The sequence below is a fragment of the Niveispirillum sp. FG156 genome, from assembly GCF_057809555.1.
Genome location: NZ_JBMDKE010000001.1, coordinates 51300 through 75007 on the forward strand (window position 1 = coordinate 51300; position 23708 = coordinate 75007).

The 23708-nt window shown below is 64.0% G+C and carries 25 protein-coding genes; 10 read left to right on the plus strand and 15 right to left on the minus strand.

Annotation, left to right across the window (positions count from 1 at the left end):
• Positions 1 to 130: 130 nt before the first annotated feature.
• Entirely contained in the window at positions 131 to 493 is a 363-nt protein-coding gene (locus tag ACODSP_RS00265; RefSeq protein ID WP_488963640.1) for a cupin domain-containing protein, read from the minus strand.
• A 7-nt stretch (positions 494 to 500) separates the two neighbouring features.
• Positions 501 to 965, minus strand: coding sequence for a nucleoside deaminase (locus ACODSP_RS00270; protein WP_054167092.1), 465 nt, complete (start codon positions 963 to 965; stop codon positions 501 to 503).
• Between the two features lie 89 nt (positions 966 to 1054).
• Here ACODSP_RS00270 and ACODSP_RS00275 point away from each other — a divergent pair, with 89 nt between their 5' ends.
• Together ACODSP_RS00275 and ACODSP_RS00280 are read left to right on the plus strand one after the other, a co-directional pair.
• A complete protein-coding gene (locus ACODSP_RS00275; protein WP_488963641.1) occupies positions 1055 to 2392 on the plus strand; it encodes a pseudouridine synthase in 1338 nt (445 codons plus the stop codon).
• Positions 2373 to 2939, plus strand: coding sequence for an RsmD family RNA methyltransferase (locus ACODSP_RS00280; protein ID WP_488963642.1), 567 nt, complete (start codon positions 2373 to 2375; stop codon positions 2937 to 2939). The genes ACODSP_RS00275 and ACODSP_RS00280 overlap by 20 nt, the downstream gene beginning before the upstream one ends.
• 100 nt (positions 2940 to 3039) lie before the next feature.
• Here ACODSP_RS00280 and ACODSP_RS00285 read toward each other — a convergent pair whose 3' ends face one another.
• The 3 genes from ACODSP_RS00285 to ACODSP_RS00295 form a co-directional block, all read right to left on the minus strand.
• Positions 3040 to 4596, minus strand: a complete 1557-nt coding sequence (locus ACODSP_RS00285) for a sensor domain-containing diguanylate cyclase (protein WP_488963643.1) — start codon at positions 4594 to 4596, stop codon at positions 3040 to 3042.
• 83 nt (positions 4597 to 4679) lie between these two features.
• Positions 4680 to 6269, minus strand: a complete 1590-nt coding sequence (xseA, locus tag ACODSP_RS00290) for an exodeoxyribonuclease VII large subunit (protein ID WP_488963644.1) — start codon at positions 6267 to 6269, stop codon at positions 4680 to 4682.
• A 204-nt stretch (positions 6270 to 6473) separates the two neighbouring features.
• Positions 6474 to 6641, minus strand: a complete 168-nt coding sequence (locus ACODSP_RS00295; protein WP_488963645.1) for a hypothetical protein — start codon at positions 6639 to 6641, stop codon at positions 6474 to 6476.
• Positions 6642 to 6769: 128 nt separating this feature from the next.
• Between ACODSP_RS00295 and ACODSP_RS00300 the strand changes: the two genes are divergently transcribed.
• Positions 6770 to 7213, plus strand: coding sequence for a YqaA family protein (locus ACODSP_RS00300; RefSeq protein WP_488963646.1), 444 nt, complete (start codon positions 6770 to 6772; stop codon positions 7211 to 7213).
• Positions 7214 to 7234: 21 nt separating this feature from the next.
• Here ACODSP_RS00300 and pepF read toward each other — a convergent pair whose 3' ends face one another.
• Complete coding sequence (pepF, locus tag ACODSP_RS00305) at positions 7235 to 9154, minus strand: oligoendopeptidase F (protein ID WP_488963647.1); 1920 nt, start codon at positions 9152 to 9154, stop codon at positions 7235 to 7237.
• A 167-nt stretch (positions 9155 to 9321) separates the two neighbouring features.
• On the opposite strand from pepF, the gene ACODSP_RS00310 reads away from it, so the two are divergent.
• Positions 9322 to 10245, plus strand: coding sequence for a 4-(cytidine 5'-diphospho)-2-C-methyl-D-erythritol kinase (locus ACODSP_RS00310; protein WP_488963648.1), 924 nt, complete (start codon positions 9322 to 9324; stop codon positions 10243 to 10245).
• 96 nt (positions 10246 to 10341) lie between these two features.
• On the plus strand, positions 10342 to 10872 hold the full coding sequence (gene moaB, locus ACODSP_RS00315; protein ID WP_488963649.1) for a molybdenum cofactor biosynthesis protein B: 531 nt from the start codon (positions 10342 to 10344) through the stop codon (positions 10870 to 10872).
• A 117-nt stretch (positions 10873 to 10989) separates the two neighbouring features.
• On the opposite strand, the gene ACODSP_RS00320 is transcribed toward moaB, so the two are convergent.
• A complete protein-coding gene (locus ACODSP_RS00320; protein ID WP_054167103.1) occupies positions 10990 to 11346 on the minus strand; it encodes a hypothetical protein in 357 nt (118 codons plus the stop codon).
• A 12-nt stretch (positions 11347 to 11358) separates the two neighbouring features.
• The gene (locus ACODSP_RS00325) at positions 11359 to 11919 is read right to left on the minus strand and encodes a hypothetical protein (RefSeq protein ID WP_488963650.1); all 561 of its coding nucleotides are present in this window, start codon (positions 11917 to 11919) and stop codon (positions 11359 to 11361) included.
• A 288-nt stretch (positions 11920 to 12207) separates the two neighbouring features.
• Here ACODSP_RS00325 and ACODSP_RS00330 point away from each other — a divergent pair, with 288 nt between their 5' ends.
• Positions 12208 to 13056 (plus strand): hypothetical protein, encoded by an 849-nt coding sequence (locus ACODSP_RS00330; protein ID WP_488963651.1) that lies wholly within the window; start codon positions 12208 to 12210, stop codon positions 13054 to 13056.
• 175 nt (positions 13057 to 13231) lie between these two features.
• Positions 13232 to 13930 (plus strand): cell division ATP-binding protein FtsE, encoded by a 699-nt coding sequence (ftsE, locus tag ACODSP_RS00335; RefSeq protein ID WP_054167106.1) that lies wholly within the window; start codon positions 13232 to 13234, stop codon positions 13928 to 13930.
• On the opposite strand, the gene ACODSP_RS00340 is transcribed toward ftsE, so the two are convergent.
• The 6 genes from ACODSP_RS00340 to ACODSP_RS00365 form a co-directional block, all read right to left on the minus strand.
• A complete protein-coding gene (locus ACODSP_RS00340; RefSeq protein ID WP_488963652.1) occupies positions 13927 to 14214 on the minus strand; it encodes a helix-turn-helix transcriptional regulator in 288 nt (95 codons plus the stop codon). The two genes, ftsE and ACODSP_RS00340, sit on opposite strands and share 4 nt — an antisense overlap.
• Positions 14211 to 14531 (minus strand): type II toxin-antitoxin system RelE/ParE family toxin, encoded by a 321-nt coding sequence (locus ACODSP_RS00345; protein ID WP_488963653.1) that lies wholly within the window; start codon positions 14529 to 14531, stop codon positions 14211 to 14213. Before ACODSP_RS00345 ends, ACODSP_RS00340 begins: the two co-directional genes overlap by 4 nt.
• A 114-nt stretch (positions 14532 to 14645) precedes the next feature.
• Positions 14646 to 15119: a transcription elongation factor GreA gene (gene greA / locus ACODSP_RS00350; protein ID WP_054167109.1), complete on the minus strand. Its 474-nt coding sequence runs from the start codon at positions 15117 to 15119 to the stop codon at positions 14646 to 14648.
• A gap of 82 nt (positions 15120 to 15201) precedes the next feature.
• Positions 15202 to 18486: a carbamoyl-phosphate synthase large subunit gene (carB, locus tag ACODSP_RS00355; protein WP_488963654.1), complete on the minus strand. Its 3285-nt coding sequence runs from the start codon at positions 18484 to 18486 to the stop codon at positions 15202 to 15204.
• A gap of 194 nt (positions 18487 to 18680) precedes the next feature.
• Positions 18681 to 19169 carry a hypothetical protein gene (locus ACODSP_RS00360; protein ID WP_488963655.1) on the minus strand — a complete coding sequence of 163 codons (489 nt, stop codon included), beginning with the start codon at positions 19167 to 19169 and terminating at the stop codon, positions 18681 to 18683.
• Positions 19170 to 19176: 7 nt separating this feature from the next.
• Positions 19177 to 19509 (minus strand): hypothetical protein, encoded by a 333-nt coding sequence (locus tag ACODSP_RS00365; protein WP_488963656.1) that lies wholly within the window; start codon positions 19507 to 19509, stop codon positions 19177 to 19179.
• A 226-nt stretch (positions 19510 to 19735) separates the two neighbouring features.
• Between ACODSP_RS00365 and ACODSP_RS00370 the strand changes: the two genes are divergently transcribed.
• From ACODSP_RS00370 to ACODSP_RS00380, 3 genes are all read left to right on the plus strand, one after another.
• Positions 19736 to 20935, plus strand: a complete 1200-nt coding sequence (locus ACODSP_RS00370; protein WP_488963657.1) for a hypothetical protein — start codon at positions 19736 to 19738, stop codon at positions 20933 to 20935.
• Between the two features lie 115 nt (positions 20936 to 21050).
• On the plus strand, positions 21051 to 22727 hold the full coding sequence (gene ettA, locus ACODSP_RS00375; RefSeq protein ID WP_488963658.1) for an energy-dependent translational throttle protein EttA: 1677 nt from the start codon (positions 21051 to 21053) through the stop codon (positions 22725 to 22727).
• A gap of 112 nt (positions 22728 to 22839) precedes the next feature.
• Positions 22840 to 23550 carry a pseudouridine synthase gene (locus ACODSP_RS00380; protein WP_488963659.1) on the plus strand — a complete coding sequence of 237 codons (711 nt, stop codon included), beginning with the start codon at positions 22840 to 22842 and terminating at the stop codon, positions 23548 to 23550.
• A 6-nt stretch (positions 23551 to 23556) separates the two neighbouring features.
• Here the strand turns inward: ACODSP_RS00380 and ACODSP_RS00385 are convergent, their stop codons facing one another.
• Complete coding sequence (locus ACODSP_RS00385) at positions 23557 to 23685, minus strand: entericidin A/B family lipoprotein (protein WP_082372187.1); 129 nt, start codon at positions 23683 to 23685, stop codon at positions 23557 to 23559.
• Between the last annotated feature and the right edge of the window lie 23 nt (positions 23686 to 23708).

The following is a 23708-nucleotide window of genomic DNA, read 5'->3' on the forward strand; positions in this document are numbered from 1 at the left end:
CGACGGATCGTAGCGCGGATTAGCGAAGCGTAATCCGCGGAGCGACGCCGGGGTTTCCGCGGATTACGGCTACCGCCTAATCCGCGCTACAAGACCCGTGTGCGCAAAGATCATTGGTCATGAGCGACCCTCACTCATAAACCGCGTAGTATTTCTTTGCCGGCTCCAGGATGTCCCATACGCCGGTAAAACCCGCCGGCATGACAAAGGCGTTGCCCGCCACGAACCTGCGTTCGGTGCCGTCATCGCCCCGCACCACGACCACGCCTTCCAGCAACTGACAGAACTCATTCTCCGTGAAAACCACGCGCCAGGAACCGACGGCCCCTGTCCAGATGCCGCAATTGAAACGGCCATCGGCGCTGCTGAACCGGTTGCTGACGGACTGTACCGGGTCGCCGGTCAGGATGCGGTCGGCGGCGGGGCGGTAGGTTTCAGCCGCCGGGCCGGGATCACTCAGCACCGTGACGGCGGGGAACTGGCTGGTCATCATCAAACTCCTATCGCCTGTCCTTGAAGAAATCGCGCAGCAGGCTGGCGGCCCGCGCCTCCCCGAACCCGCCATAGGCGTCGGGCGCGTGGTGGCAGGTCGGCTGCTGGAAATAGCGGGGGCCATGATCGACGGCCCCGCCCTTGGGATCATAGGCCGCGAAATAGACCCGCCGCAGCCGGGCAAAACTGATGGCGCCTGCACACATGGCACACGGTTCCAGCGTGACATACAGGTCCAGGCCGGGCAGGCGCGGGCTGTTCAGGGCGGATGCGGCCTGACGGATGGCCAGCACCTCGGCATGGGCCGTGGGGTCGGACAGTTCTTCTGTCCGGTTGCCGGCGGAACCCAGCACGCGGCCCGTGGCCGGGTCCACCACGACGGCGCCCACCGGCACCTCGCCCCGCGCCGCCGCCTGTTCGGCTTCGGCAAAGGCAAGGTCCATGGGGGTGGGGGCATTGGGAAGGTCGGTCATGATGCGCGCAAGGCTGCATGGGACGGTCGCGCCCGTCAAGGCGGGGGGTGGCTTGCGGCAATCTTGTTTCGCGCGTAATCTCCGCGCCCATGTCCCAGAACAGCTATGACCCCTTGCGTCAGGTGCCGGTTGATGCCGTTGCCGACGAAACCGACCCTGATGCCGCGCCCGAGCTTGCCGGGGGTGAACGCATTGCCAAGCGCCTGGCCCGTGCCGGCGTCTGCTCCCGCCGCGATGCCGAACGCTGGATCGCCGAAGGCCGCGTCCGCGTCAATAATGTGACCCTGGAAAGCCCGGCTTTCCTGGTCCGCGATGGCGACCGTATCCAGGTGGACGGCCAGAATGTGGGGGAGCCGGAACCCACCCGCCTGTGGCGCTATCACAAGCCGGAAGGGCTGGTGACGACGGCGCGGGATGAGAAGGGCCGGGCCACCGTCTTCGACCATCTGCCGCACACCATGCCGCGCGTCATCTCTGTCGGGCGGCTGGACCTTGCGTCGGAAGGGCTGCTGCTGCTGACCAATGACGGGGCGTTGGCCCGGCATCTGGAACTGCCCTCCACCGGCTGGCTGCGCCGCTACCGTATCCGCGTGCATGGCGTGCCGACGCCGGAAACCATGCGCAAGCTGGAAGAGGGCGTGGTTGTTGAGGGGCTGGCCTATGGCCCCATCGAAACGGTGATCGATCGCACCGTCGGCTATAATTCCTGGCTGACCGTGGGCCTGCGCGAAGGCAAGAACCGGGAGGTTCGCCGCGTCTTCGAATGGCTGGGCCTGCCCGTCAGCCGCCTGATCCGCGTCGCCTATGGCCCGTTCCAGCTGGGCAAGCTGGACCCCGGCGCCGTGGAAGAGGTGCCGCGCCGCGTCCTGCGCGACCAGATGCCCGATTTCTTCCCCGTGGAGGAAGAACCGGCACCCGCCGATGGTGCGGCCAAGCCGGCACCGGGTGCCGCCCCGCGCATGCGCTATGACCGGCTGCCCAAGGCCATGGAAGCCGCCGCCCCGGCCAGCGCCACCAAGGGCAGGGCCAAGCCGTCCGCCGCCAAGGCCCGAGACAGTGTCGAGCGGCTGATGGGCGGGGCGCGCAAGGCCTCCTCATCCTCCGCCGCGCCCAAGCGCACGGCCCCGCCGTCGCGGGTGGAAGCCGAAGTGCCAAAGGCTGCCCGTCGTGGGGCCGGGGATAATTTGAGCGACAGCGCGCGTCGTGCCGTCGCCAAGCTGGACCGGGCCCTGGCCGGCGCCGACATCCCCGATGACGACGCCCCCGCCCGCCGCGGGCCGAAGCCGGCGGCCAAACGCGCCGCCGCCGCGGCGCCTGCCAAGCCGGCCAAGGATGCTGGCGATAAGGGCGGCGGCAAGCCGGTCTCCCCCAGGTCCCCGCAGAAGGCCCCCAAGGGTGGAGCGCCGCGTGCGGATCGTCGCCGGTAAGCATCGTGGTCGCCGGCTGGAAACACCGGCGGGCCGTGACGTGCGCCCGACCAGCGACCGGACGCGTCAGTCGCTGTTCAACATCCTGTCGCATGGCGACTGGATGGAGGATGGCAGCGACGTGTTGGACGGGGCCGATGTGCTGGACGCGTTCTGCGGCACCGGCGCCCTGGCGCTGGAGTCGCTGTCGCATGGTGCCGCCCGCGCGGCCTTGCTGGACAAGGCCCGCTCCTCGCTGGACATTGCGCGCCGCAATGCGGAGATGCTGGGGGAGGGGGCGCAGTGCCGCTTCATCCTGGGCGATGCCGCCAAGCCGCCAGCAGCCCCGTTTGCGGCGCGGCTGGTGTTTCTGGACCCGCCCTATGGTCAGGACCTGTCGCCGCCGGCCCTGACCGGCCTGTCACGTGCCGGCTGGATCGCGCCGGGTGCCCTGGTCTGTGTGGAGATCGGGGCAGAGGATGCCCTTGCGCCGCCGCCGGGGTTCGATGCGCTGGATGCGCGCGACTATAGTCAGGCGCGCATCCATTTCCTGCGCTACCGGGGTTAGGGCGGACTTCTTTTGACTGGAAGCACCCCTTTACGACATCCCGGCTTGGCGCCGGGATGACGAAAAGGGGTGCTTCCAGTCAGCGTAAACCCGATAAAATTCAGGCGGCGACCATGGAGGGCGAGGCAACCTCCACCCGGTCGCGGCCATTTTTCTTGGCCGTGTAGAGCGCTTCATCCGCGCTATCCAGGATCAGGTCGAAACTGGCGGGTACCGGCCCGACGCCCGTGCTGGCCAGACCGATTGAGACAGTGACATGGCCATGCGGGCTGCCGCTGTGGCGGATGCCCAGGGCGGCCACTGTTTCCCGGATACGGTCGGCCACGGCGCGCGCGCCGGTCAGATCGGTTTGGGTCAGCAGGACCGCGAATTCCTCCCCCCCGATCCGGGCTGCAAGATCGCCGCCACGCGCCACGGCGCGAGTGATAGCCAGCGCCACCGACCGCAGGGTCGCGTCGCCCGCGCCATGGCCATAGGTGTCGTTGAAGCTTTTGAACAGGTCGATATCGATCATCAGGATCGCTGCATCATGCGGCATGCGGGTGACGCGCGCCTGTTCCCGCCGCAGCATGTCATCGAACATGCGACGGTTGGCGATACCGGTCAGGGGGTCGGTAGTGGCCATCCGTTCCAGCCGGGCATTGGCATCGGCCAGCGCCAACTGTACGCGCAACCGCTGCCGGCTTTCCCGATACAGCAGGCTGATCAGGGTGATGATACCGCTGATCAACAGGGCGGATGTCAGGCCGATGGTCCAGGCCTTGCGCTGCCAATGTCCGTAAACAAGGTCCAGCGACTGTGCCAGGCTGACCCGCATGGTGGAGCCGGCGACGGCGGTGGAAACGACAAGCCGCGTGTCGTTCAGCGCCCCCGGTTCCTCATAGATGGCCAGCGGTTCCCCGACGATGGCCTGCAGGTGGGAATCCTGGCGCAGATCGCGGCCAATGGCCAGCGGGTCCGCCGGCTGCCGGGCTAGGATGATGCCCTGATCCAGAAACAAGGTCAGGGCCGCTCCCTCATCCAGTTGCAGGTCGGTCAGCAACCCATCGAAATAGGTCAGCAGCATGGAGGCGACCACCACCCCCCGGAACGATCCATCCGGGCGGTTCAGCCGCATGGACAGCACGATCACCGGGTCCTTGGTCGTGGCCGAAATCAGCGGGCCTGTGATCAGCATGGCGGGATCGTTATGGTCCCGGTGATAGGCGAAATAGGGCCGCCAGGCCCGGCTTTGCCCCCTGACGTCATTGCCGCCCGATTCTGCCTCAATGATCCCGTTCTCATCCGTCACGAACAGCACGCCCAGCGCCTTGGGCGCGGCGGTGTGGGAAAACAGGACCATGTCGCGCAGATGTTCGGGCACCTGCTGGAAATCAGGTGAGGTTACCGTGTCGCGCAGGGACGACAGGACGAAGCGGAACAGATCGACATGCCGGGAAATATCGCGGGCAATGGCGCCCGTCAGGTTCACCGCCGCTTCCTGGGCATGGTCGCGCGCGGCAGCGCGATCCTGATAAAGCTGTGCGGAGATGATCACGGCGAGCGCTGCGGCCATCACCATGCCGAGGATGAAGCCGACCCAGCCCGTACCCCGCGCCATAACGCGGGAACCGGCAAGCGCAGCCGCAGGTTTCGACGATGTGAACAGGTCGCTCATACCGGCAGCATATACCGGTATGGGAATTGGTAAATTCCTGCCCCCTTATCCAAGGGGATAGTATGGGGCTGTTCATCAGGTGGTCAGAACAGGCTGCCCTGCGGTCCCGCTTCGCCCGCTTTGCGGGTGGGCCGCGCCGGGCGTGGGGGTGTGGCCGGCGGCGCTCCCTCGCCCTGACCGATGGTGGCGCCGGCATTGCCGTCCTGAAAGGCGATGGTCACACGCTGCCCATCGGTCAAACCGGCGGCATGTGTCACGGGCTGCCCATCACCATCGGTAACCAGGGCGAAGCCGCGCGACAGCACACCGCGATAGGACACGCTTTCCAGCAGACGGCCCAACTGCGCCAGCCGATCGCCCTTGGCGGACAGGTCGGCCAGATGCGCGCGTTCCATGCGGGTGGGCAGGTCGGACAGGCGGGCGGCCCCATCGGTCAGGGCACGGCGGATGGTTCGGTCGGACAGGCGGTCGGCAATGCGGTGATAGCGCCCCTCCGACAGACGGACGGAGCTTTCCAGGCCCGTGCGCAGGGCCCGGCCCGCCCCGTCCAGCCGGGTGGCGGCCAGACGCAGTACCTCACGCGGGTGGCGCAGTTTCAGGCCCAACTGCCGCACCGCCGTCTGCCGCCGTTCGATCCCGCCTCGCATGGACAGGATCAGGCGTTCGGCCCGGTCGTCCAGCCGCTGTGTCAGCCCTTCCAGCAGGCCGTGCGGATCGCCCAGGCCGCGCGCCAGCCCCTGCACATAGGTACGGCGCTGATCCAGGGCCCGGGTCATGGCACGGTGCAGCCGGCGCTCATCATCCAGCACCTGACCCAGCAGGTCGGCCCGCACCGGCACCGCCATCTCCGCCGCCGCCGTGGGCGTGGGGGCGCGGCGGTCAGACGCGAAATCGATCAGGGTCGTGTCCGTCTCATGCCCGACGGCGGAGATGAGCGGGATGCGGCTTTCAGCGGCGGCGCGAACCACGACCTCCTCATTGAAGGCCATCAAATCTTCCAGGCTGCCGCCGCCACGCGCCACAATGATCAGGTCGGGGCGTGGCACGCGCCCGCCGGGGGCCAAGCTGTTGAAGCCCTGGATGGCGCGGGCCACCTGCGCCGCCGCCCCCTCGCCCTGCACCGCGACGGGCCAAAGCAGGACATGACGGGGGAAGCGGTCGGCCAGACGGTGCAGGATGTCGCGGATGACGGCCCCGGTCGGGCTGGTCACCACGCCGATGACGCGCGGCAGAAAGGGCAGCGGCTTCTTGCGCTCCGGGTTGAACAGGCCTTCGGCGGCCAGCCGCTTCTTGCGCTCCTCCAGCATTTTAAGCAGCGCGCCTTCGCCCGCCAGTTCCATGTTGTCGATGACCAGCTGATACTGGCTGCGGCCCGGATATGTGGTCAGTTTGCCGGTGCAAACCACCTCCATCCCTTCCTCGGGCCGCACCGACAGGCGCGCGACGGTGCCTTTCCAGCACACAGCCTCGATCACCGCCGCGTCATCCTTCAGGCGCAGGTACAGATGGCCCGACGAATGGCGCTTGGGCTGGCTGATCTCCCCCCGCACCCGGACATAGCCGAACGCATCCTCCACCGTCCGCTTCACGGAACGGGCCAGATCACTGACCGACTGTTCGGGCAGATTGGTACCGGGGCGGGCGGGGGCGGGATCGGAGAAAAATTCGCTCATGATGCCGGCATGATAGGGGGAGGCGGGGCGGGATGCCAGTCTGGAGCTGTCCAGGTTGACTCAAAGCACCCCGCTATCGTCATCCCGGCGGAAGCCGGGACCCAGCAAGAGCAGAGATAGCTGCGACATGACTCATACCGGCGCGGACCGCGCCTCACGCTGGGTCCCGGCTTCCGCCGGGATGACGAGAAGGGTTGTTTGCAGTCAACGTAAAGCCGAACTCACCAAAGTCTCCGCCTCCCATTCCTGTTCCAGCGCGGTCAGGATAGCGCGAACTTCATTGACGGGCACAGGTCCGGTACGGTCGCCCTCATCAAGGGCGGCCTGGATACTGGCCGACAAATTGCGATCAATAACGCTATACCGGGGCATTCCAGTTCACCTGCGTTTGTAGAAGCAGCGTAGCGCGGCAGCCGGTTTCCGGCAAGCAATGCCGTGTTGGCAGTATCTCCCATCGCCGGTAGAACGAAGCTTCTGTAAGCCCCGGCCAAACGTCCTCCATGCTCACCGACCCCGTCTATTGGAGCCTGTTCTTCCTGTCCCTGGCGGCGGCGACGTTGCTGCCGGGCGGGTCGGAGGTGGCGTTGGTGGCGCTGCTGGCCGATGGGTCGCGGCCTGCCTGGGGGCTGGTGGCGGTGGCCACGGCGGGCAATGTACTGGGGTCGGTCGTCAACTGGGTGCTGGGGCGATGGCTGCGCGGCTTCGTGGGCCAGCGCTGGTTCCCGGTGACGCCGACGCAGCTGGCGCGGGCCGAAGCGCTGTTCACCCGCTATGGCGCCTGGAGCCTGCTGTTCGCCTGGGTGCCCGTGATCGGCGATCCACTGACCGTTGCGGCGGGGACGCTGGGCGTGCGGCTGCGGATTTTCCTGCCGCTGGTGACGCTGGGCAAGGCCGCGCGTTATGTCGTCCTGGCCGGGATTGTGGGCGGGGTGCTGGCACCATAGGTACCGGCACCCCGTCCGTCATCATTCGGCCAGCAGCTTTTCCATCTGGTCGATGGTGGCATCCATGCGGCGCACCAGGGCCTGATAGGGGGCGGCGGTGGCCATATCCAGGCCCGCCTTCTTCAAGAGCGGATAGGGATATTCGGACCCGCCGGCCTTCAGCACGTTCAGGTAATTGTCCCGCGCCTTGGCGCCGCCCTTGGAGATCTGTTCGGCGAAATAGGTGCCGGCAGAGATGGAGGTCGCGTACTGGAACACATAGAAGGGGCGATAGAAATGCGGGATGAAGGCCCATTCCGCGCAATATTTCTCATCGATCTTCATCACGCCTTCGGCGTCGCCATGATACTTCTTCAGCAGGCCGCAATAGATGTCCTTCATCTTGGACCCGGACAGCGCCTCGCCCCGCTCCACGGCATCATGGGTGGCCAGTTCAAATTCTGCGAACATGGTCTGGCGGAAGAAGGTGCCGCGCAATCCTTCCAGCGACTGGCCCAGATAGAACAGCTTCTCTTCCTTGGTCTTGGCCTTTGACACCAGATAATCGGTCAACAGCATCTCGTTCGTGGTCGACGCGATTTCCGCCATGAACAAGGAGTAGTTGGCCAGCTCATAGGGCTGATTCTTCGACGCCAGGGCCGAATGCATGCCATGGCCCCATTCATGGGCATAGGTGGACATGGAGTTATAATCGTCCTGATGGTTCAGGAAGATATACGGGTCCAGCCCATAGCTGCCCCAGTGATAGGCGCCGCTGTCCTTCCCCTCTGCCGGATAAACATGCATGGTCCGCTTGGCCGTCAGGGCCGCCAGCATGTCACCATATTCCTTGCCCAGCGGCTTGACGGCGGCCAGGGTCGTCGTGCGTGATTCGTCCAGCGTGAACTTCTTGTCCAGGCTGATCAGCGACGGATAGATGTCGTAATAATACAGGTCCGGCAGTTTCAGCATCTTCTGCCGCAGCTTGAAATAGCGATGCAGGGTCGGCAGGCCCTTGTTCGCCTCCGCCACCAGGGTGCGGTAGACAGCTTCCGGGATATCGTTATTGGCCAGCGATGCGGCGACGGCGGTGGGATAACCGCGCAGCTTGGCATCGATGGTGCCGGTCTGCACGGCGGCGCCCAGCGTGTTGCCCATGGTGGTCGCGTACTGGCCGAACTTGGTCCAGAACGTGTCGAACACCAGCTTGCGGACGGCCCGGTCCTCATTCTGGCGTAGCGACTGGTAGGCGGACTGGTTCACCTTGCGCTTGGTCCCATCGGGCAGGGTGATCTCCGGCCAGTCGATATCGGCATTGGCCAGCGCCGAATAGGTGTTGCTGGCCGATCCCAGAACGGGGCCCAGGGCCGCCAGGGCCGCTTCGGTTTCCGGCGTCAGGGTATGGGCCTTCAGGCGCAGGATATCGTTCAGGCGGAAGGCATGCTTGGTGAGGCCGGTATCGGCCTTGATGAAGCTTGCGATCTTGTCGGCACCCACCCCTTGCACTTCGGGCGAGACCCAGGCGGTGGCGGCCTGCGCCTGCGCCGACAGGGCCTGTGCCAGGCTCCAGCGTTCCTGATACTCATTGTTCCGGGTGTCGGTGGAATATTGCAGATAGGCATAGACCAGCACGCGTTCCACATCGTGCCCGACCTTGGACATACGGTCCATGGCGGCGCGCAGGGTGGCGGCATCCTTGCCCAGCGTGCCTTTCAGCGTGTCCAGCGCGGGCAGGTCGGCCAGCGCCTGCTTGCGCGCCGCGTCCCAGGATGCGTCATCCTTGAAGATCGGCGTCAGGTCCCAGACATAGCGCGGGTCGGTCTTGGCCGGCGCCTCGGCTGCGGCGGGGGCGGCCTGCTGTGCGGCGGCGCTGGAGAGCGGCGCCAGGGCGGCGGCCAGTGCGATGGCGGATGCACCCAGCAGGCGGCGGGCGAAATGCGGGCGGTGATGATGCTGTGTCATGCTGTCCCTGTCCGTTCGGGGGCCTGTGTCGCGACTATGCGCCGGCCATTTGTGCAGACCTTTATAAGATGCACCTGCCGGCCCGCCCGCCGAAAAATTGTAACGGGGTGGTTTCATTTCGCGGCCTCTGCCAGAATGCAACGGCCGCAACCTTCGGACGCCGCATCATGACCGTTATCCGCGCCTATGCCGCTGCCAAGTTGAACCTCTACCTGCATGTGCTGGGCCGGCGGGAAGACGGCTATCACCTGCTGGACAGTCTGGTGGCCTTCGCCAGCGCCCATGATCTGGTGGAGGTGGAAAGCACCCCCTATTTCAGCCTGCAACTGCACGGGCCGCATTCGCTGCCCCTGCTGATGGAGGATACGGAAAGCAATCTGGTGACCAAGGCCGTGTTCCGGCTGGCCGAGGCGCTGGGCCGCAAGCCGCATGTGACGGTGAAGCTGACCAAGAACCTGCCGCTGGCATCGGGGATCGGCGGCGGATCGGCGGATGCGGCGGCCACCTTGCGCGCGCTGTGCGCCCTGTGGGATGTGCCGCTGGACCATCTGGCGGTCACGGAACTGGCGGCCAAGCTCGGCGCCGACGTGCCCGTCTGCGTTGGGTCGCGGACCAGTTACTTCGGGGGCACGGGCACCGAACTGTCGCCCGCGCCCGACCTGCCGGAAGATTGCTGGGTCGTCCTGGTCAATCCCGGCGTGTCCATGCCGACGCCCGCCGTGTTCGAAGCACGCGATGGGGCCTTTTCAGAACCCGCCCGGCTGACCACATCCTTTACGGATGTCCGTGAACTGGCGGCCCTGCTGAAGGAGGGACGGCGCAATGACCTCACCCCGCCCGCCGTGCGGTTGAGCCCCGTCATCACCCAGGTGCTGGCGGCCCTCGATTCGACGGCAGGATGCCTGCTATCGCGCATGTCGGGCAGCGGGGCCACCTGTTTCGGGCTTTATGTCGATTTCGACCATGCCGTTGCCGCGGCTGAACTGATTGGCGGGATTCGTCCCGGCTGGTGGGTGCAGCCGGCGGCCCTGCTGAATGATTTGTCGGGGCTGGAAGTGCTGGAAGGGGTCACCCTTCTCGACTGGCCGTAAGTTTTGTAGCGCGGATTAGCGAAGCGTAATCCGCGGGGAATTCGGTTACGTGCCGCGGATTACGCTTCGCTAATCCGCGCTACAGGAGTGGATACTATGTCCCGCATTGACCTGTCCCGCCATTTCCTGGCCGTGAATATCGCGGTGCTGACCGTGTCTGACACGCGTGGCCTGTCGGATGACAAATCCGGCGATACGCTGGTGGAACGGCTGACCAGTGACGGCCATGTGCTGGCCGCCCGCGCCATTGTGCGCGACGATGTCCGCGCCATCGTGGATCAGCTGCGCGTCTGGATCGATGACCCGACGATCGATGTCGTCATCTCCACCGGCGGCACCGGCCTGACAGGCCGCGACGTGACGCCGGAAGCGTTCGAAAGTGTGTTCGAAAAGACGATCAACGGCTTTGGGGAGATGTTCCGCATGCTCTCCTATCAGAAGATCGGCACCTCGGCCCTGCAAAGCCGCGCCACCGGCGGCGTGGCCAAGGGCACCTATCTGTTCGCCCTGCCGGGCAGCCCCAGCGCCTGTCGCGACGGTTGGGACCTGATCCTCAAATATCAGCTGGATAACCGTCACCGCCCCTGCAACCTGGTCGAACTGATGCCCCGGTTGCAGGAGAAGTGAGGATCGCAGTGCGGCCTGTCAGGGCTCGGGCTTTCGCCCTCGACCTGACCTACGGTCAGCATATGGGAGCCGTAGGTCAGGTCGAGCCAAAGGCGAGCCCTGACGTCTGCGGCGTTGTCACTGACCCCAGGCGGGCGGGGTGAAATGCAGGCCGGTGGCGCCCGACAGGGCGCCCCACAGGGTCCCGACCACCCCGTTCCAGAGCTGCTCTGCCGTCACCAGTGACAGGCCGACCAGGACGCGGACGAAGTTCTGGGCGCTCTGCTTCAACTGATCCAGAAAGAACTGTTGCAGGGACGGACGGATTTCACCCGATGCGATGCCGCCGGCGATGGTTTCCGCCTGCTGTGCCATGGCCGCCAGCTGTTGCTGGGAGAATCCCTGCGCCGTCTCGATATTCTGGCCCAGGATGGCGGTGGCCTGTGTCTTGATCTGGTTGATCAGGTCGGGGACGTTGATGGGCGTGATGGTCATGTCCGTCTCTCCTTACGGTTGGGTCGCCGCCGGCTGCGGCACGCCGCGCGCCAGGGCGTTCTCATAGGTCAGGGCCTGCTGGATATCGATGTTGAACTGCTGCTGGAAGGCCTGGGCCTCCAGACTGCTGATCCCGCCTGACTGATCGGCCTGCTGCATCGTCGTGAACTGAACCCCGATTTTGGTCAGGATGTCGCCCGTGGGCGCGGCCAGGGTCTGGATCTTGGTCCATTCCTTGACCTTCGACTCCAGGAATTTCGGTAGTGTGGTGGGGTCGGGCCGCGCCTGGGCCAGATTGGCCAGCGCGTTGGCCTGCCCGATCAACTGCGTATAGGTGCCCTGGCGCTGCGCGAAGCTGGAGGCCGGGACACCGCCCGCCACCTGTGCATAGAGCAGCATGGCCTGCTGGTTCAGGCTGGCGACGCCATTGGCGATGGACGCGTCATAGGGGGGTGCAAGCTGTGCCGTACAGCCGGCCAGGGCGCCACCCAGGAACAGCAGGGCGAACAGAAGGCGCAGGCGGGCCAGGACAGGCGCCAGGGACAGGCGCCGGCTGTGGATGGGAACGATCACGGTGGCATCTCCCCCTGGGATGATATTCGGGGTGATCCTATCAGGTATGATGACCAATACACGATCAAAGATTAGGAACTGTTGCGCCAACACACGCAAAGGCCGCAACGCGGCAAACATGCCCGATGATGAAATTCATCTAAAATCACCGGCTAATGGCCCGGCGGCATTGAAGGCGACGGGGAAAACGGGTAACGATTCCGCCGCTGCGACATTGGCGGCGGCCAAGGCATGGCCGTACCCTTGTCGCACCCGAATATTCAAGGCTGGGCGCAGGAGAGAATTGGCATGACGCGGACCTTCATCTCGATGGCGAAGACGGGTGGGCAGGGCAAGACCCTGACGGCCCAGATGCTGGTGCTGCAGCACGAGCAGAAGGGCGTGCCTGTCAAGCTGGCGGCCGCGGACAGCGACAGCCTGAACCAGCGCTCCAAGTTCGGTCGCCTGTTCCGCAACGTGAAGGAACTGGGCATCGGCGAGGATCTGACCAAGGTCAAAAGCTCCACCGACCCGAACCTGGCCATCAAGTACTGGGACGAGTTTGGCCGCACCGTTCTGGAAGGCGGCTACATCATCGACGTGGGCGCCAATGTCGCGGCAGAGCTGTTCGCCTGGGCCGAGGCGCGTAACGCCGGCTCGCTGCTGCGCCGCCGCAACTCGCCCCCCATTGATCTGGTGGTGACCACCAAGGCCGAAAGCCAGGCCATTGAGGACGCACGTGGCCTGATCCAGTACAGCTTCGACAAGAATGAGTGGATGCCCATTGGCCGCCGCTATGTCGTGCTGAACGAGGTTTCGGGCGGCTTCGGCGCCTATGAGAATGACCCGAACTTCAAGCGCCTGAAGGCCTATCAGGGCATGGGCGTGCATATCGTCACCATGAAGCGCTGCGAAAGCGACATCTGGACCCTGCTGGAGCGCGAGCTTATCTCCGTCCGCGAAGCGCTGAAGATGACCGAGGTCGATCTGGAAAAGCGCTTCGGCATTGATGTCTGGACCGGCCATGGCGGCCTGACCGACCTGAAGAGCTGGGCCGAGGAGACGCTGTCGTCGTTTGAGAAGGTGGGCTTGGTCCCCGTGCGCGACGGTGGCCATCTGGATAGCGGTGTGGAGGCAGTCGGCGCCGGCTGTTCCTGAAAGGAACCGGACCCGGCGCCACAGGCTTCACCGCCGCCCCCGCCACCTTCTGCACCGGTGCCGCCAAGGCACCCGGTGCATCCGGCGGGACGGCATAAGAAGAAGCGCCGGTAATGAGGTATGGCCCTGCTCCCGCAAGGGGGGCGGGGCCGATTTATAGAAGGAGGATCGGGGTTTGGTCCGTTTCGAAAATGTCGGGTTGCGCTACGGCAATGGGCCGGAGGTGCTGCGCGACCTCAGTTTCGAACTCGCCCCCGGTTCCTTTCAGTTCCTGACCGGCCCCACCGGTGCCGGTAAATCCAGCCTTTTGAAGCTGCTCTATCTCTCCGAACGCCCCTCACGCGGCCTGATCACCCTGTTCGGGGAGCCTTTGTCCAAGGTGCCGCGCGACCGGCTGCATGAGCTGCGCCGCCGTATCGGTGTGGTCTTTCAGGATTTCCGCCTGCTGGACCATATGAGCGCCTATGACAATGTGGCCCTGCCGCTGCGCATCGCCGGCCATGGCGAAAAGCACATCAAGGAAGCCGTCACCGAGCTGATGGAGTGGGTCGGCCTGTCGGATAAGATGGGCGCCCTGCCGGCCACCCTTTCGGGCGGTCAGAAACAGCTGATCGCCATTGCCCGCGCGGTCATCACCAGCCCGTCGCTGATCGTAGCGGACGAGCCGACCGGCAACATTGACCGCGACATGTCGATGAAGATCATGCGGCTGTTCATCGAACTGAACAAGCAGGGCACGACCGTCATCGTCGCCACCCACGACTGGCCCCTGATCGACAAGATCAAGCGCCCCATGCTGGAATTGTTCGAAGGCAAACTGGCCGAAGCGTCCTGGTGGCTGAAGCCGGGCGAGGGGCTGGAGGAGCCGGTTTAGGGGCGCGTTGCCGCCTCAAAACTGATCTTCAAACGAGTCCCCGTGGCCCTGGCGAAGCGCGACAACGTGCGGGTTGAAGGAATGGTTCGTCCCGCCTCAAGGCGGGCAATCGTGCTTTGGGTGGTCTCCATTCGCTCCGCCAGCTGTTCCTGCGTTAAGCCTGCCTTCAGACGGGCCTCAATCAAGCTGCGGGCGAGCGAGAATTCTGTCTCCAGACCTTCATAGCTCTCGCGGTATTCCGGGTCCTTCATCCAATCCTGGTGCAAGTCCATCAACCGGGTCATTTGACCTCCTTCGCCCGTTCACGGGCCAATTCCAGTTCACGCAGGGGTGTCTTCTGTGTCTTTTTCACAAAGGCGCGGACAATGATCACGCGTGAGCCAGCCGCCGTCACATAGATGGCTCGTGAGATGCCGCTTGGCGCCTTCACGCGCAACTCCCATAGCCGGCCTTCCAAATGCTTCGCCATCTCCCTGGGGAGATTTGGCAGGCCTACCGTTTCAATCAACTCAACAATTCGGATCAATCGGGCACGCAGGTCCGCCGGCAAAGCCGCTATCTCCGCATCCACCGCCTTGTTGAGTGTCTCAACTGACCACATCGAATTATTATAGCAAATTTGCGATAGCTTTGCCACACCCCCAAAAAGCCAAACCCGCCACGGCGGGGCCGGGCGGGTTTGATGCTTTGATGCAGAAACCTAGAGGAAACAGCCTTACTTGAAGGCGATGCCCACGATCTCGTAGCTCTTGGAGCCACCGGGCGTGGTCACTTCCACGCTGTCGCCGACCGACTTGCCGATCAGGGCGCGGGCCAGCGGGCTGGTGATGGAGATCAGGCTCTGCTTGATGTCGCTCTCATCCTGGCCGACGATCTGATAGGTCACCTCTTCATCGGTGTCCTCATCCGCCAGCGTGATGGTGGCCCCGAACTTCACGGCATTGCCGGACAGCTTGGTTGGCTCGATCACTTCGGCGCGGCTGATCTTGTCTTCCAGCTCCATCACGCGGCCTTCAATGAAGGACTGCTTCTCGCGCGCGGCATGGTACTCGGCGTTTTCCGACAGGTCGCCATGCTCGCGGGCTTCCGCGATGGCTTTGATCACGGCGGGACGCTCAACGCTCTTCAGATGCTTCAACTCATCCTGCAGCCGGTTGTACCCCCGAGCCGTCATGGGAACTTTTTCCATCGTGCCCTATCCCAGTAAAGGTAGCCCAGAAACAAAACAAGCCCGACGGGGCGGCGTTCCGCCCCGACCGACCAGACCGTCCTTAGTAAGAACCGCTCAAGTAAGACTGGAGCGGGGCCACGTCCAGACCGCCGACCTTCAACGCCGAGATGGCTTCAACCGCCGCCTCGGCTCCAGCCACCGTGGTGTAATACGGGATGTTATTGGTCAGCGCGGCGCGGCGCAAGCTGAAGCTATCGGAAACCGCCTGCGACCCTTCGGTCGTGTTGAAGATCAGCTGCACATCGCCATTGATCATGGCGTCCACGATGTGCGGCTGGCCTTCGACCACCTTGTTGATGGCGGCGACCTTGACCCCATTATCGGCCAGATGTTTGGCTGTGCCGCGCGTCGCGACCACCTTGAAGCCCATTTCCAGCAGCTTGGCGGCCACCGGCACCATGGCGCCCTTATCCCCGTCGCGGACGGAGATGAAGACGGTGCCTTCCTTGGGCAGGGTGACGCCGGCACCCATCTGGCTCTTGGCGAAGGCCAGGCCGAAATTCTTGTCCAGGCCCATAACCTCGCCCGTCGACCGCATTTCCGGCCCCAGCAGGATGTCCACACCGGGGAAACGGTTGAACGGGAACACGGCTTCCTTGACCGCCGTGTGCGGCGGGAAGGGACCGGACAGCTTGAACTGGCTCAGCTTCTCGCCGGCCATGATCCGGGCCGCAATCTTGGCGATGGCGGTGCCGGTGGCCTTGGCCACGAAGGGTACCGTGCGGCTGGCGCGCGGGTTCACTTCCAGGATGTAGATGTCGTAACCGCCGATGCCCGGCCCGTCCGTGGTCTGCTTGACCGCGAACTGGATATTCATCAGGCCGACGACGTTCAGGCCCTTGGCCAGCTTCACCGCCTGCACCGTCAGCTCGTCGATGACGGGCTTGGACAGGGTGTAGGGGGGCAGGGCGCAGGCGCTGTCGCCGGAATGGATACCCGCTTCCTCAATATGCTCCATGATGCCGGCGACATAGACTTCACCGTCGGCATCGGCCACGGCGTCCACATCCACCTCGATGGCGTTCTGCAGATAGCTGTCGATCAGCACCGGGTTGTTGCCCGACACCTTCACGGCGGTGGCGATATAGCGATGCAGACCGGCCATATCATGGACGATCTCCATGGCGCGGCCACCCAGCACATAGGACGGGCGGATGACGACGGGGAAACCGATCTTCTCGGCCACCGCGACGGCTTCTTCCAGCGAACGGGCCAGGCCGTTGGCCGGCTGACGCAGTTCCAGCTTGTGCAGCAGCTGCTGGAACCGCTCGCGATCCTCGGCCAGGTCGATGGCGTCCGGCGTGGTGCCCAGGATGGGCAGACCCGCCTGTTCCAACGCCTTGGCCAGCTTCAGCGGCGTCTGGCCGCCGAACTGCACGATCAGGCCGACAACCTCGCCGTTCTGCTTTTCCTTCTCCACCAGCTCGATCACGTCTTCGGCGGTCAGCGGCTCGAAATACAGACGGTCGGCGGTGTCATAGTCGGTGGAAACCGTCTCCGGATTGCAGTTGACCATGATCGTCTCATAGCCGGCTTCCTGCAGCGCATAGACGGCATGGACACAGCAATAGTCGAACTCGATCCCCTGGCCGATGCGGTTGGGACCGCCGCCCAGGATGACCACCTTCTTCTTGTCCGTCGGCTCCGCCTCGCACTCCGCCGGCTCCAGGCCGTTGCCTTCATAGGTGGAGTACATATAGGGCGTGTCGCTGGCGAATTCGGCGGCACAGGTGTCGATGCGCTTGAACACCGGGCGCACATTGAGCGCGCGGCGATGGGCGGCGACGGCGGCCTCCGGCTGGTCCAGCAGGGTGGCCAGACGGGCGTCGCTGAAACCCATGGCCTTGATGCGGGCCATATACTGGGCGTCGATGCCCGACAGGCCGGCTGCCTTGATGGCGGCCTCTTCCTGCACGATGGCTTCGATCTGGCGCATGTACCAGGGGTCGTACTTGCACTCTTCGTAGATCTGCTCGACCGTCCAGCCATGGCGCATGGCCTGGGCCACGATCAGCAGGCGTTCCGGCGTCGGACGGCTCAGCATATGGCGCAGGCGGCCCTGGTCGACATTGCCATTGGCATCGCGCAGGTCGATCTCGTCAAAGCCGTTCAGGCCGGTTTCCAGACCGCGCAGCGCCTTCTGCATGCTTTCGGCAAAGGTACGGCCGATGGCCATGACCTCACCCACCGACTTCATGCTGGTGGTCAGGGTGTTGTCGGCGCCGGGGAACTTCTCGAACGCAAAGCGCGGGATCTTGGTGACGACATAATCAATCGTCGGCTCAAAGCTGGCGGGCGTGGAGCCGGTAATGTCGTTGTCCAGCTCGTCCAGCGTGTAACCGACGGCCAGCTTGGCCGCGATCTTGGCGATGGGGAAGCCGGTGGCCTTGGACGCCAGCGCCGAGGAGCGTGACACACGCGGGTTCATCTCGATCACGACCATGCGGCCCGTGTCGGGATGGATGCCGAACTGCACGTTCGACCCGCCCGTATCCACACCGATCTCGCGCAGCACCGTCAGGCTGGCATTGCGCATGATCTGGTATTCTTTGTCGGTCAGCGTCAAGGCGGGGGCGACCGTCATGCTGTCGCCCGTATGCACGCCCATCGCATCGATATTCTCGATGGAGCAGATGATGATGCAGTTGTCCTTGCTGTCGCGGACAACCTCCATCTCATATTCTTTCCAGCCCAGGACCGATTCCTCGATCAGGACCTCGTTCACCGGGCTGGCGCGCAGGCCGCCGCGCACAATGTCCTCAAACTCCGCCCGGTTGAAGGCGATGCCGCCGCCGGTGCCGGCCAGGGTGAAGGACGGGCGGATGATGGCGGGCAGGCCGACAACGGCCAGCGCGTCCAGCGCCTCGTCGAAATTCTTGACCACGCGCGACCGCGGGCTTTCCAGCCCGATCTTGTCCATGGCGTCGCGGAACTTCAGGCGGTCTTCGGCCTTCTCGATGACGTCGGCCTTGGCGCCGATCATCTCGATGCCCAGGCGCTCCAGCGTGCCGTTATGGAACAATGCCAGCGCGGTATTCAGCGCCGTCTGGCCGCCCATGGTGGGCAGCAACGCGTCGGGCCGCTCCTTCTCCAGGATCTTGGCGACGACGGCGGGGGTGATCGGCTCGATATAGGTGGCGTCGGCCAGACCCGGATCGGTCATGATGGTGGCCGGGTTGGAATTCACCAGGATGACCCGGTAACCTTCCTCCTTCAGCGCCTTACAGGCCTGAACACCGGAATAGTCGAATTCGCAGGCCTGTCCGATAATGATCGGACCCGCGCCGATGATGCAGATGGATTTGATGTCGGTGCGTTTCGGCATGATCAGTCGGACCGTCTTTTTCGGGCGGGAAGGGCGATTTGGTCGCGGCAAAACGCCCCCCGCTCCACAATGGGTGCGGGGGGCGCCCGGCTGAGGCGCCTATATAGAGGGGTCGGGTCCTGAATTGAAGTGCCGAGCTTGGGGCGCTGGGATGCGTCAGGTGGGATGCAGAAGCCACCGAGACGCGGGCGTCATTACGGCCCGATATAGAAGCGCTGAAGGTCCGCCTGCCGGGCGGTGAAGACGGTGCAGTTGGTGCTTTCCTGGCCCTTGAAGAAATAGACCAGCGCCTCGTCCCGCCGGCGCGTGGGATCGAACAGGTTCACGGCCATGCGGCCATAGGCAACGCCGAAGGGCCGTTCCTCCGGCCCGAAGGCGCGGTAATGCAGATTGACCAGCTGGTTGAACCGCCCCTGCCGGCACAGGCGCGACAGTTCCAGATCAGCCTTCATCAGCCCGCGCGAGGGAGCGTTGAAGGAATAGACGATGCGGTCACGCCGTTGCGGCGCGGGCCGGGGCCGGGCAATGGCCGGATCAATCCAGCTCTGCCAGGGCAGCTTGCCGAATCCGTTCACTCTGTCCGGCTGCGCCGGCGCGGGGCGGTCGGCCCGTGCGGGGGACGACAGCATGAAAGCGGCAAGACAGCCAGCCGCGGCCAGCAGGGGAAGGGCAGGGCGGATCATGTCTGGATCAGCGTGTGATGGCAAACCGGGCCAGGAACAGCGCCACGGCCTTCTTGCTCTCTTCCGGCAGGCTGGTGAAATTGATCTTCGTGCCGGCTTTCTTGTCCACCGACGCGACCGTGCCCGCACCCTTCAGTTTCAGGTTCTGCTTGGGGTCCTTCAGGTTCAGGTCGAACGTAACCGACTGCCCCACCTTCAGCTTGGCCCCCGACACGGTGACGCTGCTGACGCCAAGGTTCGCCACCGTCAGCTCCTTGCCGTCGATATTCAGATGCGCGGTGTATTTCTGCACCTTCACCTTTTCAACGACATCCACCTTCAGGAAGTCGAACATGCCCATTGTGCTGGCTCCCTGGGGCGTGGCTTCGAGAGGGTATGTTACAGGATTTTGGCGGGTTTGGCGTGGGGGAATTGGGATAGGCGGTTGGGAAGGGTGGTTGGGTGGGGATGGTGGTTGCCTTACGAAGGCCTTGGATGGATCAGGCCACAATCTCAAGATTGCAGACAATTCAGTGCCTGCAAACCCTAAGATGTGGTGAAATGGCTTGGGTTGCTGATGCCAAATCATGGTGGGGGATTTGATGTTACGATCAGTTAAAGCGGTGATCGCCGGCGTTATGGCGACAGCGTTTGTGGGGGTGCCGGTCAGGGCGCAGGATGGAGGGGAATGGTCGGCCGCGTTTGTGAAGGGTTTCGGCGCGGTTGCATCGGTTGCGGGCAATGAAACGGCTGGGGATCGGTTTCGCATACGGGTGATGGGGCAGGGGTGTGACACCGCGCAGGTGTTCTACACCGCCAGCAGTTACAACAACGTTGCGCGTATGAACCCGCTGAAAGGTAAAGAGATTGATGTATCGCTGAACGGCAACGCTGTGAAGGCGCAGGTAACGGACATTCACCCCCTGCTCTCGTTCCACGTGGCTTTCATCGATATTGAATCCGGCCCCGTGGCGCAGATCGCGGCCAAGTATGCGGCCCTGCCGGAGATCACCGCCAAGCTTTCGGACAAGGATGAGGCTGTCCAGCAAGCCTTTGATATATTGGGCAATTCCTGGACCAGCAAGGGGTTGGCCCAGGCTGTCGAAAAAGCGCAGAAACTCTGCCGCGACAATGCTCAGCCACAGCAGGCGGCGGCCATCACCTGTAAAGATGTCGTCGACCTGTCCTTCTGGGCGTCGGCGTTGAAGGGTGGGCGACAGGACGCATATCTCAGCAAGCTGAAACAATGTCTGCCCGGCGACCGCGCCTTGCAGGCAGAGGCTGATGAGCTGTTCCTGACGATCATGGGGGCGGTGCAGCGGGTCTCAGGCGCATTGTCGGTGACGCCGGCAAGTACGGCGGTATTCCTTAAGCAAGGACTTCTGGTGGCGGCGGAGGCTGGCTTTCCGTCGTCGCAACATAATTACGCGACCATGCACAACATGGACCCGAGGCAACCCGAAATCGCCTATTTCCCCGTCGATCAAGATGTTTTCATCCTATGGACGCGCAAGGCCGCTGCACAGAAGGAACCGCGTGCCATGTTCAATCTGGCCGCCCGTCTGTTGCCATCGCCGCAAAGCCCGATGGCACCCGATCCCCAGACCGCCTATATTCTGTTGAAACAGATTACGGTCGAAGTGCCCGACGCGGAACTGCGTCGTCAAGTCTTTGGCCCATTCCTGGACAAACAGCTTGAGGCCGCGATCACGGCCATGGGACCGGATAAGGTGCTGGTAGCCGAAGCGGCGCGAGCGGGTTTCGATTTCACCTCACTGGCGCCATAAGCCCGACTGCGCTGTTCATACGTTTCCATGCCCCACCCCCTGATTGCACCCCGCGTCCTGCTGCGGTACAAGGCCCGCAAACCTTTTGCAGATGCTTACCTGAAGGATGCCCCCCATGGCCGCGTATCAATATGTCTATGTGATGAAGGGTGTGACCAAGGTCTATCCCGGCGGCAAGAAGGTGTTCGAGAATATCTGGCTGTCCTTCTATCCGGGTGCCAAGATCGGCGTGCTGGGTGTGAACGGGTCGGGTAAGTCGACCCTGCTGAAGATCATGGCGGGCCTGGACAAGGATTATAATGGCGAGGCCTGGTCCGCCGAAGGCGTGAAGGTCGGGTACCTGCCGCAGGAACCGCAGCTGAACCCGGCCAAGAATGTCTGGGACAATGTCATGGAGGGCGTTGGCCCTACCAAGGCGCTGCTGGACCGGTTCAACGAAGTGTCGGAGGCCATGGCCGATCCCGACGCCGATTTCGATGCGCTGATGGCCGAGCAGGCCGATTTGCAGGAAAAGATCGACGCAGCCGACGCCTGGGACCTGGACCGTACCGTCGAAATCGCCATGGACGCCCTGCGCTGCCCGGCAGGAGATGCTTCGGTGGACAAGCTGTCGGGCGGTGAGAAGCGCCGCGTGGCCTTGTGCAAGCTGCTGCTGTCCAAGCCCGACATGCTGCTGCTGGACGAACCGACCAACCATCTGGACGCCGAAAGCGTGGCCTGGTTGCAGCGCTTCCTGGCCGATTATCCCGGCACCGTCGTCATGGTCACCCACGACCGTTACTTCCTGGATGCCGTCACCGGCTGGATCCTGGAACTGGATCGCGGCTCGGGCATCCCGTATGAGGGCAATTATTCCGCCTGGCTGGAACAGAAGCAGAAGCGTCTGGAGCAGGAAGGAAGGGAAGAGGGCGCCAAGCAGAAGAGCTTGGCCCAGGAGCTGGAATGGGTGCGCGCCAGCCCTAAGGCCCGTCAGGCCAAGTCCAAGGCCCGTATCCAGGCCTATGAAGAATTGCTGGCATCCGCCAATCAGAAGGAAGCCATCGGCGAAACCCGCATCGTCATCCCGACGCCGCCGCGCCTGGGCAATGTCGTTATCGAGGCCGAGAACCTGCGCAAGGGCTTTGGCGACCGGCTGCTGGTTGATGATCTGTCCTTCCGCCTGCCGCCCGGTGGCATTGTCGGTATCATCGGCCCCAACGGTGCCGGTAAGACCACCCTGTTCCGCATGATCACCGGCGCTGAGAAGCCCGATGGCGGTACTTTCCGCGTGGGTGAGACGGTGCAACTGGGTTACGTGGACCAGAGCCGCGACAGCCTGGATGACAAGAAGAACGTCTGGGAGGAAATCTCCGGCGGTCTGGACGTGATCGAGCTGGGCAAGAAGTCCATGCCGTCCCGCGCCTATGTCAGCGCCTTCAACTTCCGGGGTCCGGACCAGCAGAAGAAGCTGGGCCAGCTGTCGGGTGGTGAGCGCAATCGCGTGCATCTGGCCAAGATGCTGAAGTCCGGCGCCAACGTCCTGCTGCTTGACGAACCGACCAACGATCTGGACGTCGAAACCCTGCGCGCCCTGGAAGAGGCCTTGACCAGCTTCCCCGGCTGCGCCGTGGTCATCAGCCACGATCGCTGGTTCCTGGACCGTCTGGCCACCCATATCCTGGCGTTCGAGGGCGACAGCCAAGTGGTCTGGTTCGAGGGTAACTATGCCGATTACGAGGCCGACAAGCGCCGCCGCCTGGGTGCCGAGGCCGACCAGCCGCACCGCATCAAGTACAAGCCGCTGGAACGCTGATCACCGGCATACCTGTCGCACGCGCTTCGCTTCTGCGACCTACGACAATCACAAACCGTAGGTCGCATGAGCGAAGCCCATGCGACAAACACCGTCGCCACGGAATCACACCATGCGCCTTGTCCGCCTGATCGCCAATCTGGGTTATGGCAGCCAGCGCGACGTGAAAATGCTGCTGAAGGAGGGCCGCGTCACGCGGGCCGATGGCAGCACCCTGTCCGATGGGGACAAGGTCGAGCATGCCGATATCCGCATCGATGGGGACCCACTGGACCCGCCGCTTGGTTCGGTTCTGATGCTGCACAAGCCGGCGGGCTATACCTGCTCGACCAGCGATCCCGGCCGGGTAGTGTATGAGCTGCTGCCGGAGCGGTTTGAATATCGCAATCCGATCATCGCGCCGGTAGGGCGGCTGGACCGCGATACGACCGGCCTGCTGCTGTTGACCGATGATGGCCAGTTGCTCCACCGCATCATCTCGCCCAAGGCCAATGTGCCCAAGGTCTATGAGGCGCAACTGGCCCGCCCCCTGACGGGGGAGGAGGCGGGGGTGTTCGCGTCCGGCACGCTGATGCTGAAGTCGGAGAAGACGCCGCTGCTGCCGGCCACGCTAGAGGTGCTGGACGAGAAGCGGGCGCGCCTGACCATCCAGGAAGGACGCTATCACCAGATCCGCCGCATGTTCGCGGCGGTCGGCAATCATGTGGAGACGCTGCACCGCGTCTCCATCGGTGGGCTGACGCTGGGCGATCTGGCGGAGGGGGAGTGGCGGCTGCTTGACGCGGGTGAGGTCGCGTCCGTCTTCGCCGCCGCCGCTTCCTGAGGGCTCTTACTGCGCGCCCTTTTCGATGGCCTTACCGGCGCTCTTGATGTCCTTGCCCACGCCTTCAACGGTGTTGCAGGCGGAAAGCGACAGGGCGGCCAGGGCGAGGGTGGTGAGGATCAGGGCGCGTTTCATTGTCTTATCCATGGTTCTGGGAC